The 15,100-nt window shown below is 65.7% G+C and carries 11 protein-coding genes; 4 read left to right on the forward strand and 7 right to left on the reverse strand.

Features of this window, described 5'->3' with window-relative positions; translation table 11 throughout:
- The first annotated feature begins 3 nt into the window (after positions 1-3).
- Both Q9316_RS05670 and Q9316_RS05675 read left to right on the forward strand, forming a co-directional pair.
- Positions 4-1,428 carry a sensor histidine kinase gene (locus Q9316_RS05670; protein WP_306034256.1) on the forward strand — a complete coding sequence of 475 codons (1,425 nt, stop codon included), beginning with the start codon at positions 4-6 and terminating at the stop codon, positions 1,426-1,428.
- 33 nt (positions 1,429-1,461) lie between these two features.
- Positions 1,462-4,413 (forward strand): bifunctional [glutamine synthetase] adenylyltransferase/[glutamine synthetase]-adenylyl-L-tyrosine phosphorylase, encoded by a 2,952-nt coding sequence (locus Q9316_RS05675; protein WP_306034257.1) that lies wholly within the window; start codon positions 1,462-1,464, stop codon positions 4,411-4,413.
- 15 nt (positions 4,414-4,428) lie between these two features.
- Here the strand turns inward: Q9316_RS05675 and Q9316_RS05680 are convergent, their stop codons facing one another.
- Both Q9316_RS05680 and Q9316_RS05685 read right to left on the reverse strand, forming a co-directional pair.
- Entirely contained in the window at positions 4,429-6,777 is a 2,349-nt protein-coding gene (locus Q9316_RS05680) for a PAS domain-containing sensor histidine kinase (RefSeq protein WP_306034258.1), read from the reverse strand.
- 119 nt (positions 6,778-6,896) lie between these two features.
- Positions 6,897-7,637 (reverse strand): helix-turn-helix transcriptional regulator, encoded by a 741-nt coding sequence (locus tag Q9316_RS05685; RefSeq protein WP_306034259.1) that lies wholly within the window; start codon positions 7,635-7,637, stop codon positions 6,897-6,899.
- Between the two features lie 74 nt (positions 7,638-7,711).
- Here Q9316_RS05685 and Q9316_RS05690 point away from each other — a divergent pair, with 74 nt between their 5' ends.
- On the forward strand, positions 7,712-8,080 hold the full coding sequence (locus tag Q9316_RS05690) for a VOC family protein (protein ID WP_306034260.1): 369 nt from the start codon (positions 7,712-7,714) through the stop codon (positions 8,078-8,080).
- Positions 8,081-8,089: 9 nt separating this feature from the next.
- Here Q9316_RS05690 and pepN read toward each other — a convergent pair whose 3' ends face one another.
- Positions 8,090-10,738 carry an aminopeptidase N gene (pepN, locus tag Q9316_RS05695; protein WP_306034261.1) on the reverse strand — a complete coding sequence of 883 codons (2,649 nt, stop codon included), beginning with the start codon at positions 10,736-10,738 and terminating at the stop codon, positions 8,090-8,092.
- Between the two features lie 323 nt (positions 10,739-11,061).
- On the opposite strand from pepN, the gene Q9316_RS05700 reads away from it, so the two are divergent.
- Entirely contained in the window at positions 11,062-12,000 is a 939-nt protein-coding gene (locus Q9316_RS05700; RefSeq protein ID WP_306034262.1) for a DMT family transporter, read from the forward strand.
- On the opposite strand, the gene Q9316_RS05705 is transcribed toward Q9316_RS05700, so the two are convergent.
- The 4 genes from Q9316_RS05705 to Q9316_RS05720 all read right to left on the reverse strand — a co-directional run bounded on the left by Q9316_RS05705 (position 11,991) and on the right by Q9316_RS05720 (position 15,093).
- A complete protein-coding gene (locus Q9316_RS05705; RefSeq protein ID WP_306034263.1) occupies positions 11,991-13,277 on the reverse strand; it encodes an MFS transporter in 1,287 nt (428 codons plus the stop codon). The two genes, Q9316_RS05700 and Q9316_RS05705, sit on opposite strands and share 10 nt — an antisense overlap.
- Positions 13,278-13,648: 371 nt before the next feature.
- Positions 13,649-13,792 (reverse strand): hypothetical protein, encoded by a 144-nt coding sequence (locus Q9316_RS05710; protein ID WP_306034264.1) that lies wholly within the window; start codon positions 13,790-13,792, stop codon positions 13,649-13,651.
- 48 nt (positions 13,793-13,840) lie between these two features.
- Positions 13,841-14,017, reverse strand: a complete 177-nt coding sequence (locus Q9316_RS05715; RefSeq protein WP_306034265.1) for a hypothetical protein — start codon at positions 14,015-14,017, stop codon at positions 13,841-13,843.
- 212 nt (positions 14,018-14,229) lie between these two features.
- Positions 14,230-15,093: a uracil-DNA glycosylase family protein gene (locus Q9316_RS05720; RefSeq protein WP_306034266.1), complete on the reverse strand. Its 864-nt coding sequence runs from the start codon at positions 15,091-15,093 to the stop codon at positions 14,230-14,232.
- Positions 15,094-15,100: the final 7 nt, after the last annotated feature.

The raw sequence follows: 15,100 nt of genomic DNA on the forward strand, positions 1-15,100 counted from the left end.
CCCATGCAGCGATTGCTCGGCCGGCTCACCGCGCTCTACCGCACCACCGCGGTGCGCCTTTCCGCGCTCTACCTCCTGCTTTTTGCCGCCTGCGCGGCCTTCCTCGTCTTCTACGTCTCCTCCATGTCGGAAGGACTGCTGCAGCAACAGATGCGCGAGGCGGTGGCGCAGGAAACAGAGCAGATCGAGCGTGTCTTCGACAACAACGGCATGAACGGCCTGCTGCGCACGCTGGAACGGCGCGCGCGCCAGCCGGGCGCCAACCTCTACATCATCGCAAGCCCCACCGGCGAGGTGCTGGCCGGCAACGTGGCGTCGATCCAGCCGGGCGTGCTCGACACGGAGGGCTGGACGGAGACGCCGTTCCGCTACCAGCGCTACCAGGAGGAAGCGCGCGGCAACAACCGCCCGATGGCCTATGCGCAGGTCATCCTGCTGTCCAACGGGCTGCGCGTGCTGGTCGGGCGCGACCTCGGCGAGCCGGAGAATTTCCGCAGGCTGGTGCGCCAGGCGCTGATGGTGGCGCTTGGCGTCATGGGCGTCGGCGCGCTCGCCATCTGGTATCTCATCGGCCGCAACGCGCTGAAACGCATGGACCGCATGTCGGACGCCAGCCAGCGCATCATGGCCGGCGACCTCTCGCAACGCCTGCCAACGAGCGGCTCGGGCGACGAATTCGACCGGCTGTCGGAATCGCTGAACACCATGCTCGGCCGCATCGAGAAGCTGAACGAAGGCCTCAAGCAGGTCTCCGACAACATCGCGCATGACCTGAAGACGCCGCTGACGCGCCTGCGCAACAAGGCGGAGGCGGCGCTGGCCGGCGGCGAGAAGGCCGAGCACCGCACGGCGCTGGAGGAGATGATCGGCGAATCGGACCAGCTCATCCGCACCTTCAACGCGCTCCTGATGATCTCGCGTGTCGAGGCCGGGCAGGCGCCGGCGGAAATGAGCGCCATCGACATCAGCGGCATCGCCCTCGACAGCACCGAACTCTACGAGCCGGTCGCCGAGGACAGCGGCCTCCGGCTCGTCACCGAGATCGCGGAGGACATCGAGATCAAGGGCAACCGCGAACTCGTCGGCCAGGCGCTCGGCAACCTCATCGACAATGCGATCAAATATGCCGAGGGCAGCGGCGGCGAACCGGATATCCGTGTCTCGCTCGCACGCCGCGACGGCGATGTCGTGCTTTCGGTCGCCGACAGCGGCCCCGGCGTGCCGGAGGAGAAGCGCGAGGACGTGGTGAAGCGCTTCGTGCGCCTCGACGCCAGCCGCTCGAAGCCGGGGACGGGGCTCGGCCTGTCGCTCGTCGGCGCCGTCATGGAGATGCATCACGGCCGCCTGGAGCTGGATGCGACCCATCCCGAGCGGGAAAACAATCGGGGGCTGACGGTCAGGATGGTTTTCCCCATCCTTCCGGACTGATACACCTCGTCCCTGACAGGGCGAGGAGACATCATGAGCGTGACGGAAGCGACGCGGTTTTCCGATCTTTCGACTTCCCCGATCCGGCCGCTGAGCCAGACGGAAGTCAAATCGGTTTTGTCCGATCTCAAGGATTGGGCCAAGGAGCACGCCGCCATCGCAAAGCTCCTGGGCGAGGAGGGGCCGCTCAAGGACTTCATCGTCGCGGCCTTCTCGCTCTCGCCCTATCTGCGCGACACCGCCCGCATCGACCCCCGCCTGCTCGCCCGCGCGCTGGAAGAACCGATCCTGCCGGCCATCGAGGCCGCCATCGCCCGCGCCCGCACGGCTTGGCAACCGGAAGGCGGCGAGGTGACGGAGGCTATGGTGATGACGCGGCTGCGCGTCGCCAAGCGCGAAGTCGCCTTCCTCACGGCGCTCGCCGATCTCGCCCGCATTTTCGACGCGCGCCGCACCACGGCGCTCCTGACGGCGCTGGCCGAGGCGGCGACCTCCGCCGCCATCGATCATCTGCTGCTCTCGGCGCACGAAAGCGGCAAGCTGAAGCTGCCCGATCCGGCCCATCCGAGCGAGGGATCCGGTCTGATCGTGCTCGGCATGGGCAAGCTCGGCGCCGCGGAGCTCAACTATTCCTCAGATATCGATCTCGTCGTCTTCTTCGATCCGATGGCGGACATCGCGGCCGATCCGAGCGAGACGGTCGAGACCTTCTCGCGCCTCGTGCGCCGGCTGATCCGCATCCTGCAGGAGCGCACGGCGGACGGCTACGTCTTCCGCACGGACCTGCGCCTCAGGCCCGACCCTGGCGCGACGCCGCTCGCCATCTCCTTCGATTCGGCGATGCTCTACTACGAGAGCCGGGGACAGAACTGGGAGCGCGCGGCCTTCATCAAGGCCAAGCCCGTCGCCGGCGATCTCAAGGCCGGCGAGGCCTTCCTCAAGGGGCTCGTCCCCTTCGTCTTCCGCAAATATCTCGACTATGCGGCGATCGCCGACATCCACTCGATCAAGCGGCAGATCCATGTCCACAAGGGGCATGGCGAGATCGCGGTCAAGGGGCACAATGTCAAGCTCGGCCGCGGCGGCATCCGCGAGATCGAGTTCTTCGTGCAGACCCAGCAGCTCATCGCCGGCGGGCGCGTGCCGGCGCTGCGCCTGCGCGCCACCGAGCCGATGCTGGCGGAACTCGCCAAGGCGAACTGGATCGATGAAGCGACGGCAAGGGAACTAACCGAGGCCTACTGGTTCCTGCGCGATGTCGAGCACCGCGTGCAGATGGTGCGCGACGAGCAGACGCACCTGCTGCCGGAGACCGAGGCCGAACTGAAGCGCATCGCCTTCATGCTCGGTTTCGAGGATACCGCCGCCTTCTCGGCAAAGCTCGTCGCGGTGCTGAAGACCGTCGAGCGGCGCTATGCGGCGCTCTTCGAGCAGGAGGCGAAGCTCTCCTCCGAGACCGGCAATCTCGTCTTCACCGGCCAGAAGGACGATCCCGACACGCTGGAGACGCTGAAGCGCCTCGGCTTCGAGCGTCCGGCCGACATTTCCCGCACCATCCGCACCTGGCACTATGGCCGCTACCGCGCCACGCAATCGGTCGAGGCGCGCGAGCGGCTGACGGAGCTGACGCCGCAATTGCTGCGCGTCTTCGGCGAGAGCAAGCGGGCGGACGAGGCGCTGCTGCGCTTCGACAGCTTCATCTCCGGCCTGCCGGCGGGCATCCAGCTCTTCTCGCTGCTCGGCAACAATCCGGCGCTGCTTTCCCTCATCGTCAACATCATGTCGTCGGCCCCGCGGCTGGCCGAGGTGATCGCGGCAAAACCCCATGTCTTCGACGGCATGCTGGATCCCGGCCTTCTCGCCGAACTGCCGACCCGCGCCTATCTCTCCGCGCGCATCGAGGGGTTCGTCTCCGGCGCGCGGCACTACGAGGAAATCCTCGATCGCCTGCGCATCATCGCGGCGGAGCAGCGCTTCCTCATCGGCATCCGCCTCCTGACCGGGGCGATCACCGGAAAACAGGCCGGGCGTGCCTTCACCCACGTCGCCGACCTCATCGTCGCGGCGGCGCTGAAGGCGGTGCTGGAGGAGATCGAGGCGGCGCATGGAAAATTCCCCGGCGGGCGGGTGGCGCTGGTCGGCATGGGCAAGCTCGGCAGTTTCGAGCTGACCGCCGGCTCCGACATCGACCTGATCCTGCTCTACGACCACGACGGCGATGCCTTCGAATCGGACGGGCCCAAGCCGCTCGACAACATCAAGTATTTCACCCGCATCACCCAGCGGCTGATCGCGGCGCTCTCCGCGCCGACGGCCGAGGGCGTGCTCTACGAGGTCGACATGCGGCTTCGACCATCCGGCAACAAGGGGCCAGTGGCGACGCGCATCACCTCCTTCGCCAAGTACCAGGAGGAGGAGGCCTGGACCTGGGAGCATATGGCGCTGACGCGCGCCCGCGTTCTCTGCGGCGACGAAAGCCTCGTCCGGCAGGCGGAGGAGATCTTCCGCACTGTGCTCGCCCGCAAGCGCGACACGGCCAGGATCGCCAAGGACGTCGCGGAAATGCGCGACCTCATCGACCAGGAAAAGCCGCCGAAGGACATCTGGGACCTGAAGCTCATCGCGGGCGGCCTGATCGACATCGAGTTCATCGCGCAGTTCCTGGCGCTCGTCGCGCCGGCACGGGGCGCGCCGCAGCCGGAAAAGGCCGTGGCGACGGGCGATGCGCTGGGCGTGCTCGGCGAAACGATGATGGACCCGAACGATCTCGACACGGTGCAGAAGGCGCTTGTCCTCTATACCGAGATTTCCCAGATCGTGCGCCTCTGCGTCGACGGCGGCTTCGATCCCAAGGAGGCGCCGGCCGGCCTCGTCGACCTCGTCTGCCGGGCGGGCGACTGCCCGGACCTGCGCACGCTGGAGGCGGAGATCCGCCGGGTGTCGAAGGTGGTGCGCAAGATTTTTCAGGCGACGGTCAAGGCCTGACCTCCGCCCTGTCCCTTACGCCGCCACCAGATGCAGCGCCGCGAGGCGTTCGCGGTCGGGAATGCGCACGGAGATGATCGTGCCCTTGCCCTCGACCGAGTGGATGCGCATGGCGCCGCCGTGCAGGTGCGCCAGCGAGCGGGAGATGGCGAGCCCGAGGCCGGAGCCGCCCTTGCTCTTGGCGTACTGGCTCTGCACCTGCTCGAAGGGCTGACCGATCTTCTGGAGCGCAGACTTGGGGATGCCGATGCCGGTATCGGCGATCGTCAGCGTGACGGCGCCATCCACCTTGCGCGCCCGCACCTCCACCTTGCCGCCGGAATTGGTGAACTTCATCGCGTTCGACAGAAGGTTGAGCAGGATCTGCTTCATGGCGCGGCGGTCGGCGACGGCCAGAAGGTTGCACGGGCATGCCTGCCGCACCTCGATGTTCTTCTTCTCCGCCTGCAGCATGGTCAGGCGCATGGTCTCCTCGATCAGCGGCGCCAGATCGACCGTCTCGCAGCTGATGCGCATATGGCCGGCCTCGATCTTCGACATGTCGAGGATATCGCTGATGACGTTGAGCAGGTGCTTGCCGCTCTCGTGGATGTCGCGGGAATATTCGCGGTATTTGTCCGAGCCGATCGGGCCGAACATCTGGTTCTGCAGGATTTCCGAAAAGCCGAGGATGGCGTTGAGCGGCGTGCGCAGCTCGTGCGACATGTTGGCGAGGAATTCCGACTTGGCGCGGTTGGCCGCCTCGGCGCGGTCCTTTTCCGCCTGATAGTTGGCGTTGGCCAGCGAAAGCTCCGACTTCTGCCGTTCCAGCTTGGCGCGGGAGGCCGAGAGGTCGCCGATGGTCGCCATCAGGCGGCGCTCGGATTCGCGCAACCGGACCTGATGGCGCTTCATCATGGTGATGTCGGTGCCGACGGAGACAAGGCCGCCGTCGCGCGTGCGCCGCTCGTTGATCTGCAGCCAGCGCTCGTCGGCAAGCTGGACCTCGCTCGTCTGGGAGGCGCCGGTGCCGTCGGCGTCCGCGATGCGGCGCTCGATGACCGGGCGCGCGGCCGCGGCATGCACTGTGCCGCGCTCGGTGCCGGGCACGAGCACGTCGTCGGGAAGCCCGTAGGCCTGCTGGTAGTGCGCATTGCACATGACGAGCCGGTCGTGCTTGTCCCACAGCACGAAGGCCTCGGAGGTGCATTCGATGGCGTCGGCCAGCCGCTGGTCGGCCTCCTGGTAGCGCTGGGCGAGCCGGTGCTGCTCGGTGACGTCCATGGCGATGCCGATCATATGCATGCGGCCGGAGGCCATGCGGATGAGCTGGGCGCGGGCGCGCAGCCAGACATAGTGTCCCTCGGCATGGCGCATGCGGAAGACCTGGTCCACCTGCTTGGCTTCGCCGCGGGCGACCGCGCGGGCGACCTGGTAGATGCCGTCGTCGTCGGGATGCATCAGGCGCGCCGCATCGCCGAAGGAGAGCACGCTGTCGCGCGCCGGCATGCCGAGCATCTCGTACATGGAGCGCGACCAGAACAGCCGCCGGTTCGCAAGGTCGAAATCCCACAGGCCGCAGCGGCCGCGGGCGAGCGCCGTCTCCACGCGCAGGTTGGATTCGGCGAAGATCGCGTCGGCATCGCGCGCCCGCTTGGCCTGGATGTAGTAGGCGTAGAGAATGACGAGCAGGATCGCCGAAATGCCTGAGAACAGCGTGACGTTCAGCGCCACCTCGTCGCGCCAGAATACGGCAAGCTGGCCGAGCGGATTGGCGACGACGATGAAGCCGCCCTTGCGCGGCATCTGCACGAGCGAGGCGTAGTATTCCTGCCCGCCGATGCGGGTGCGGAAGACGCTGGCCGGATCGCCGAAATACTGCGTGGCCGCAAGGTCGGGGGAGAAGCGCGCAAGCGACTGGCCGACATAGCGCGCCGCCGCCAGCGAGGCGCCGAAGACGCGCCCCTTCTCCTCGACGAAGAGAACGATGCCGCCCGGCTGCATTCTATCTTGCGGCAGGTGCACAGAGAGCGCCGCCTCGGCCGCCATGCGATCGGATTTCACGAGGCTGTCGGCCATCGGGCCGGAGAAGACCGCGCCAACGGCCATCGCCGTCAGCGAGGTCGTGTCGCGCACACCCGTCTCCATCCGGTCGTGCTCGATCAGGATACCCACCATCCGGGAGATCGCCACGACAAACAGGAATGCGATGATCAGGATCGGTATCGACCGTTTCAGCACAGGCTCGGCCCGTGTCAGATGCCGTGCGGCAGGTCCGGCGAAAATCTTCGCCTGTCCCGTCAGTTCATTTTCCCAGGCCGCCATTCCCGGAAATTTGAGACGAGTCCACCCGCCGGCTGCGCGTCCTCGTTGCGCGTCCGCCATAGTCATAAACCTTTGTAACCCTCGTGTGATTCGCCGCGCCGCTCGCCCGAATCTGCCCTAATGAATCAATTGTGATTCGGCTTGTCCATAGAAAAAGGTAAAAGTTCCTTAACCATTTCTCATGGTTGGGAAATCGCATTTGCCGGCGGGACGGCTGCGTCCGGCGCCGGGCGTCGGCGCGGTCCCATATCGGCTTCCCGCCACTCTTTTAGCATGGCCGTGCGACGGCGCGGATAGCGCTGGTCGAGGAGGGCAAGGGACCGCATGCGGTCGGTGCGGAAGTGCCGGTAGCCCTGCCGCCATTCGCACCAGGCGACCAGCATGCGCGTTTCCTCGAAATAGCCGAGCGCGACCGGCCAGACGATGCGTTCGGTCAAACTGCCGGCGCCGTCCTCATAGGACAGCCGGACCTTGCGCTCCCGGCGGATCGCCGCGCGCAGCACCGCGAGACCGACCACTTCGCTGTCGATGACCTTGCGCGGACCGACCAGCAGCGCCGTATTCTCCAATTCGTCGCGAAGCTCCGCTGGCAGCACCGCCGAAATCTTGGCAAGGGCATCGGACGCGGCCTTCGTCATCGGCGTGTCGGCGAATTTCTGTACCCAGCGAAAACCGAGCGTCAGCGCCTCCAGCTCGCCTTGCGAGAACATCAGGGGCGGTAGCATGAAGCCGGGCCGGAGCACATAGCCAACGCCGGGTTCGCCCTCGATATCGGCGCCCTGCGCCTGCAAGGAGGCGATGTCGCGGTAGAGCGTGCGAATGCTGACGCCAAGTTCGCCGGCAAGCGCCGCGCCGCTCACCGGCCGGCGATGGCGGCGCAGGATCTGGAGGAGGGCGAGCAGTCGTTCGGATCGGGCCATGGCAGGATACTGCCAGTTTTTGGCAGCGGTGTCGCCTAGCATCGCCCCGTCAACGCAAAGAAAGGACGATCCCCATGATCTCTCCCAATCTCCTGATCCTCTATGTCGAGAATCCCGCCGCAAGCGGCCGCTTCTACGAAACGCTCTTCGGGCGCGCGCCGGTCGCGCAATCGCCCGGCTTCGTCGCCTTCCGGTTCGACAATGGCCTCGGTCTCGGCCTGTGGTCGACAAGCGCGACGGATTTCGTTTCGGCAGGCTCCGGTCATCGCTCCGAGATCGCCATCGTCGTTGAAGACGATGCAGCGATCGACGATCTGCACGAAAAGTGGCAGGCGGCCGGTGTCACGATCGAGCAGCCGCCGTTCGCGGCCGTCTTCGGCCGCACCTTCGTCGCGCTCGATCCGGACGGCCACCGCATCCGCGTCTGCCCGCCGGACAAGTGAGCTGAAGGGTCAGCCCTTCAGCATGCGCTCCACGATATCGGACACGTCGGAAGAGAGCTTTTCGCCCGCAGCGATGCTGCGCAGCGCGTTGCGGGCGTGGTCGGAGCGCACCTCTTCCAGAGCCCGCCAGGAGCGCATCGAGGTGAGGATGCGGGCGGCGAGCTGCGGGTTCTTCGGGTCGATTTCAAGAATCTGCCCGGCGAGGAACCGGTAGCCTTCGCCGTCTGCCCGGTTGAAGCCGGTCGGGTTGGAGAAGGCGAAGGTACCGACGAGGGCGCGCACGCGGTTCGGGTTCGACTTGTTGAAATGCGGGCTTTCCATCAGCCCCTTGACCCGCGCCAGCGCGCCTTCGCCCGGAATGGTCGACTGGATTGAGAACCACTTGTCGATGACCAGCGCATTGTCGGCGAAGCGGGCGCGGAACGCTTCCAGCGCTTTTGCCGTCTCCGGCGCATCCGGGAAGCGATGGGCGAGCACGGTCAGCGCGGCGCTGAGGTCGGTCATGTTGTCGGCGGCGGCAAAGGCGTCCGCCGCGTGGGCCGGCGTGCCGTCGGAAACCGCGAGATAGGCAAGGGCCGCATTGCGCAGCGCCCGATGGCCGGCGCTTGCCGCATCCGGCGTGAAGGCGCCTTCGGTGCGGTGCCCGGCGAAGAGGGCGGTGAAGACGGCGGGATCGCGGTTCGCGACGAAGGCGAGCACCGCCTCGCGGCCGGCACGGATGGCGTCCGGGTCGTTGTTGCTGCCGAGTTCGCGCGCGATATCGGATTCGGAGGGCAGCGCCAGCGCCTGCGCCCGGAAGGCGGGCTCGAGCGTCTCGTCGCCGGCGATGGCAATCAGCGTGTCGGCGAGAACCGGATTGGTCTCGACCGGTTCGCCCGCGCGTGCCTTGCGCGCCGCCGCGACGAGGCTCGGCAGCGCGAGGTCGTTCAGCGCCTGCCAGCGGGCAAAGAGGTCGTCGTCATGGCGCGCGATATGGGCGAGGTCGGCGGAGGCCTGCTCGAAATGCAGGTTGACCGGCGCGGAGAAGCCGCGGTTGAGCGAAACGACCGGGCGCGAGGCAATCCCCGAGAAGGTAACGGTCTGGCGGCGCTCCTTGAGATGCAGCACGTCGCCGGTCACCTCAGCGCCGTTGATCGCACCCGGCGCCGCTTCGCTGCCGTCGGCAAGCAGCAGGCCGAAACGCAGCGGAATGTGCATCGGGTCCTTGGCGGCCTGGCCCGGCGTCGGCGGGATCATCTGTTCCAGCGAGAGTGTGAAGTCGCCCTTCGCCTGATCGTAGCTCGACGAGATGCTGACGAGCGGCGTGCCGGCCTGGCTGTACCAGAGTGAGAATTGGCTAAGATCGACGCCGTTGGCATCCTCGAAGCACTTGACGAAATCCTCGATCGTCGCCGCATCGCCGTCGTGACGCTCGAAATAGAGGTCCATGCCCTTCTTGAAGCCGTCCCGGCCGAGGATGGTCGCGATCATGCGCGTCACCTCGGAACCCTTCTCGTAGACGGTGGTCGTGTAGAAGTTGTTGATCTCGCGGTATTTCGTCGGGCGCACCGGATGGGCGAGCGGGCCGGCATCCTCGGGAAACTGCTCCGACTTCAGGTGCCGTACCTCGGCGATGCGCTTGACGGCGCGCGAGCGCTGGTCGGCGGAGAATTCGTGGTCGCGATAGACCGTCAAGCCTTCCTTGAGGCAGAGCTGGAACCAGTCGCGGCAGGTGACGCGGTTGCCGGTCCAGTTGTGGAAATATTCGTGGGCGATGATCGCCTCGATATTCGCATAGTCCTGGTCGGTCGCCGTTTCGGGGTCGGCCAGCACGTATTTGTCGTTGAAGACGTTGAGCCCCTTGTTCTCCATGGCGCCCATGTTGAAGTCCGAGACGGCGACGATCATGAAGATATCGAGGTCGTATTCGCAGCCGAACACCTCCTCGTCCCATTTCATCGAGCGCTTCAGCGCGTCCATCGCATAAGCCGCGCGCGGCTCCTTGCCGTGCTCGACATAGATCTTCAGCGCCACCTCGCGGCCCGACATCGTCGTGAACGTATCCTCCACCACGCCGAGGTCGCCCGCGACCAGAGCGAAGAGGTAGGACGGCTTCGGGTGCGGATCGAACCAGGCGGCGAAATGCTTGCCTTCGCCATAGCCGGCGCCGCCGAGGAAGTTGCCGTTGGAGAGCAGCAGCGGGCAGCTCGCTTTGTCGGCGATGATGTTGACCGTGTAGACGGCGAGCACGTCCGGCCGGTCGGGGAAATAGGTGATGCGGCGGAAGCCCTCGGCCTCGCACTGCGTGCAGTAGATGCCGTTCGTGCGGTAGAGGCCCATGAGCTGCGTGTTGGCCTCGGGATTGATCTGCGTGGTGATCGTGATCTCGAAGGGCTCTGTCGCCGGCAGGTCGCGGATCGTCAGGCTGTCGGGCGATGCGTCGTAGCGGGCGGCGTCCATCTCCATCTGGTCGAAGAGCAGGCCGGTCATCACCAGTTCGTCGCCGTCGAGGACGAGCGGCGCGGCGGGATCGACGCCCTCGCGGCGATGGAAGATCAGCCGCGCCTCGACCTTGGTCTCCGTCGGGTCCAGTTCGAAGGTCAGGTCGACGCGCTCGAGAACGAAGTCAGTCTGGCGATAGTCCGCCAGGTGGATGATCTGGCCGTTCTCTGTCCGCATCGATATGTCCTGCTTTTTGCCGTCCGGTTCCGTGTCGCTGTGCATGACGATGCGGTCCGCCGGGACGGTCTGCCCCCAAGTTCCATGAATAGATATGCGTATTCACTTAACATCTCATTTCCAGCGGTCCCGCCAATTCACAAATTCGTGCCATGTCGGGACAGGCCATTTTGGGGACGTTCGATCAATATTATCCGCGACGCATCACCAGAATTGATCCCATCCGGCGGGCAATCCCGCTAAACTTGCAGGCCTCTGAATCGGTTCTCCGGTCTCCTCAACGCCTGGTGCCATGGCCTGCCGGCCGATGGCGAGTTTCCCGCATGGATTTGCATTCTCCCAATCCCATGAAGGGGATTTTCCTCAAGGTCGCCTCGGTGATGATCTTCCTGTGCATGTCGGCGCTCATCAAGGCGGCCGGCAAGGAGATTCCCGCGGGGCAGATCACCTTCCTGCGCTCCGCCTTCGCCATGGTGCCGATCCTCGTCTTCCTCGGCGTCAAGGGCCAGTTGCGCGACGCCTTCCGCACCAACGACATCTTCGGCCATTTCAAGCGCGGCTTCATCGGCATCCTGTCCATGGGCTTCGGCTTCTACGGGCTCGTGCATCTGCCGCTGCCGGAATCGATCGCGCTCGGCTATGCCCTTCCGCTCGTCACGGTGATCGTCGCCGCGGTCTTTCTCAAGGAGCGGGTGGGCGTTTACCGTTGGACGGCAGTGCTCATCGGCCTCATCGGCGTCGCCGTCATAAGCTGGCCGCGCCTCACGCTTTTCCGCGACGGCGGCCTCGGCTCGTCGGAGGCCATGGGCGTGCTCGCCATGCTGGCCTTTGCCTTACTAGGTTCCTGCGCCATGGTGCTGGTGCGCAAGCTGGTGCAGACGGAGCGCACGCCGACCATCGTGCTCTATTTCTCGCTGTTCGCGTCGGTCTTCTCGCTCGGCACGCTGCCGTTCGGCTGGATCGACCTCGGCTGGCCGGAGCTGGTCATGATGATGTTCGCCGGCTTCTGCGGCGGCATCGCCCAGCTTCTGCTAACGGCAAGCTATCGCTATGCCGACGTGTCGACCATCGCGCCGTTCGAATATACCTCGATCGTGCTCGGCCTCATCGTCGGCTATTTCCTGTTCGGCGACGTTCCGACGGCCACCATGCTGACCGGCACGGCCATCGTCGTCAGCGCCGGCATCTTCGTCATCTTCCGCGAGCACCGGCTCGAGTTGAAGCGCCGGGCAGAGCTCCGGCACCAGACGCCTCAGGGCTGACGCCATTCCGGCGTCGTCGTGTCCTCGACGAGATCTTCGGAGACGGCATCCGGCTGGAGCGCCGCGGCGGCCGCATCCGCGCCGAGCGGCTGCACGGCCATCGCCTGGTAGTCCGTCTTGCTGACGAGCCCGTCGGCATCCTCGCGGCGGCTGATGCGCCAGGCGGCATAGGCGCCGTAGAGCAGGAAATAGACCGCCAGCACCATGAACAGCGCGCCGGGGCCGAAGCGGTCCATGATCGGGCCGACCATCAGCGGGCCGGAGATCGTCCCGAACCCGTAGACGATCATCATGCCGGAGGAGACCTCGACATATTCGTCCGGCTGCGCGCGGTCGTTGGCATGCGCCACGTTCAGCGCATAGATGGGGAAGATGACCGAGCCGACGAAAGCCGCGACGACGTAGAGCAGCACTGGCGGCCCGCCGGAGACCAGCGCCATGACGAGGCAGGAGACGGTCCCGACGATGCCGCAGGCGACCATGACGAGCCGGCGGTCCATGCGGTCCGAGGCGCGGCCGATCGGGATTTGCGAAAGGGCGCTGCCGAGGAGGACGCAGGCGAGCAGCGTCGCGCCTTCCGCTGTCGAAAGCCCGGTGCGCTGGGTGAACACGCCGCCGAGGTTAAGCCAAGCGCCGGAGAGCGCGCCGGCAAGGAACGCGCCGACGACGGCGACCGGTGAGCGCCGGTAGAGCTTCGGCACGTTGAAGCGCGCCTGCGTCGGCGGCGCCGGCAGCGGCGAGGAGGTCAGCGCGGTCGGCAGCAGGGCGATGGAGAAGATAATGCCGCACAGGATGAAGAGCGTGGTGTTGGACGGATCGCCGAGCGGGACGAGATACTGCCCGCCGATGGTGCCGACCATCGTGGTGATCAGGTAGATGGAGAAGACCGAGCCGCGGTTTTCGTTGGTGACGCGCTCGTTCAGCCAGCTCTCGATGATGAGGTAGCTGCCGGAAATGGCAAAGCCCGATATGGCGCGGAACAGCATCCAGGCGCGCCAGTCGACGACGAGGGCGCAGAGAAGGATGCCGACGGCAAGCAGCGTGATCAGCGCCACGAAGACGCGTACATGTCCGACGAGCAGAATGAATTTCGGGGTGACGATGCACGACAGCGTGAAGCCTATCGTATAGCCGGTCGCGATCATCGAGATCGTCTGCGTCGACCATCCCTCCGCGACCGCGCGCACCGGCACGACATAGCTTTGCAGGCCGAAGGCCACCATCATCAGAAGGGTGGACAGCATCAGGCTGAGGATCGACACAAGGCTCGCCAGCATGGGAGGCTCCGGGAGAGGCGCGATGGCGCGTTCGGTTTCGGAGTGTCGCTCTATTGCGGTGGCCGTGCCCTGTCTACTGCGACAGCGGCTGGCGTAAACCAAAAAAGCCTTTGGAAGCAGGGATTAATGGGAATTCCCGGAGGGGTTGTGCTAGGAAGGTGTGCCGGGTGCATTCCTGGCATATTGAAAGGAGGTGAGACGATTGAAAATCCGGCTTACGCTGGTCATCAGGTTCAGGACTTGGCGGTTCACCCTGACGATCAGCTAAGAAAACGGAGATCGGGCTTCGGCCCGGTCTCCACCGGAGGAACGTCGTCTCACCTCCTCGCGATGGAGATCATATCACGGCCAGGGCCGGTTTCAAAGCTGCCTCAGTTGGGCAGGAAGGCCTTGAGCGGGTCGCGGCGCTGGGCAGCGTCGCGCGGCAGGGAGGCCAGCACGGAATACTCCCGGGCGGCGTTCACGGCGGCGCGGATATCGGCGATGTCGGACATCAGCTTGCGGATATGAGCCATGGATGTGCTCCTCTGGTTGGGGGAGGCGCGGATGCGCCGTGCAGCCGATCAGCGTGTGATGAACTCGGAGAAGAGCTGCGCGGGACGGGTGATGCGGGCAAAACCGGTGGCCGTGAGCTGCTCGTTGGCCGGGGCAGCGATGCCGCCGAAGCCGTGGCCGGTGCGCAGCCCGGAATGGCGGAGCGTTTCGAAGCTCGAATGGATGGGCCGAAAGCGGGCGGTCATGGGTCGATTCCTTAAATCCTGTCCCTCCCGTCCTTCTATATTGCGCCGCAGCATTAATTTTGCAATGCGACATTCTGCCCGGCAGATATGTGCAATCCGCATGGCTGCTGAAACATTTTGTTCATGCTTGAGGCAGGTTCGCGGCGAATCTGGAGAACGTTAGAAGCGCTTCCGACCTAATGCATTGAAAAGATTGAAAACGCTTTCGCGGGCTAGCCGCCGAGCCCTGCACGAAAAGCGAGCAGGTCCTGCCAGGCGAGCCGCTTGCTGATCGGCGATGTCATCAGGTCCTGCGGATGAAGCGTCGCAAAAGCCGGCACCTTGCGCCCTGAAACGTCGATTTCCCGCCATTCCCCGCGCAACTGGTGGATCGTGTCGTTGGAGCGCAACAGGAATCGCGCGGCGAAATTGCCGAGAATCAGCAGGTGATTCGGCTCCGCCAGCGCGATCTGCCGCTCGATGAAGGGCCGGCAGATGTCGGCCTCGCGCTGCGACGGCGGACGATTGCCCGGCGGCCGCCACGGCACGACGTTGGTCAGCATGAGATCGGCGCGGGCGAGCCCGATGCCGGCGAGCATGCGGTCGAGCATCGCGCCCTGCCGGCCGGAAAAGGGCAGGCCGTCGCGGTCGTCGTCGGCATTCGGCATGGCGCCGACCACCATGACGGAGGGTTTCGCATTGCCCTCGGCAAAGACGAGGCAGCGGGCGCTGGTCTTCAGGTTGCAGCCGTTGAAGGCCTCCATGGCCGTGCGCAGATCCTCCAGCGTGCGGGCGCCGGCGGCGGCGGATTCGGCTTCAGCCACCGCCTGGCTGTCGGGGATCGCCACGTTCGGCATCGGGGCAGGGAGTGCGGGACGCGGCTGCTCCTGCCGTGCCGGCGCCTGGCGGCCTAGCTGCTGCTGCGGCACGGGCGCGGTCTCCCGCGGCGCCGAAGCGCCGCGCGCCGCGCGCATCGCCTCGAATTCGGCGATGCGGTCGACCGGTTCTTCTTCCAGCAGCCAGTCCACGCCCGCATCCGCATAGAAATGCAGAAGCGCTCTCAATTGCTCGGGGTGGAGGTCTCTGGCGGCGTTCATTTCCCTA

It is taken from the genome of Shinella zoogloeoides (assembly GCF_030733845.1).
Taxonomy (GTDB): Bacteria; Pseudomonadota; Alphaproteobacteria; order Rhizobiales; family Rhizobiaceae; genus Shinella; species Shinella zoogloeoides_C.

Bases quoted from the DNA above. Each gene is read 5' to 3' on its own strand.
- Q9316_RS05670 (WP_306034256.1), top strand. From the start codon at position 4: ATGCAGCGATTGCTCGGCCGGCTCACCGCGCTCTACCGCACCACCGCG.
- Q9316_RS05675 (WP_306034257.1), top strand. From the start codon at position 1,462: ATGAGCGTGACGGAAGCGACGCGGTTTTCCGATCTTTCGACTTCCCCG.
- Q9316_RS05680 (WP_306034258.1), bottom strand. From the start codon at position 6,777: ATGGCGGACGCGCAACGAGGACGCGCAGCCGGCGGGTGGACTCGTCTC.
- Q9316_RS05685 (WP_306034259.1), bottom strand. From the start codon at position 7,637: ATGGCCCGATCCGAACGACTGCTCGCCCTCCTCCAGATCCTGCGCCGC.
- Q9316_RS05690 (WP_306034260.1), top strand. From the start codon at position 7,712: ATGATCTCTCCCAATCTCCTGATCCTCTATGTCGAGAATCCCGCCGCA.
- pepN (WP_306034261.1), bottom strand. From the start codon at position 10,738: ATGCGGACAGAGAACGGCCAGATCATCCACCTGGCGGACTATCGCCAG.
- Q9316_RS05700 (WP_306034262.1), top strand. From the start codon at position 11,062: ATGGATTTGCATTCTCCCAATCCCATGAAGGGGATTTTCCTCAAGGTC.
- Q9316_RS05705 (WP_306034263.1), bottom strand. From the start codon at position 13,277: ATGCTGGCGAGCCTTGTGTCGATCCTCAGCCTGATGCTGTCCACCCTT.
- Q9316_RS05710 (WP_306034264.1), bottom strand. From the start codon at position 13,792: ATGGCTCATATCCGCAAGCTGATGTCCGACATCGCCGATATCCGCGCC.
- Q9316_RS05715 (WP_306034265.1), bottom strand. From the start codon at position 14,017: ATGACCGCCCGCTTTCGGCCCATCCATTCGAGCTTCGAAACGCTCCGC.
- Q9316_RS05720 (WP_306034266.1), bottom strand. From the start codon at position 15,093: ATGAACGCCGCCAGAGACCTCCACCCCGAGCAATTGAGAGCGCTTCTG.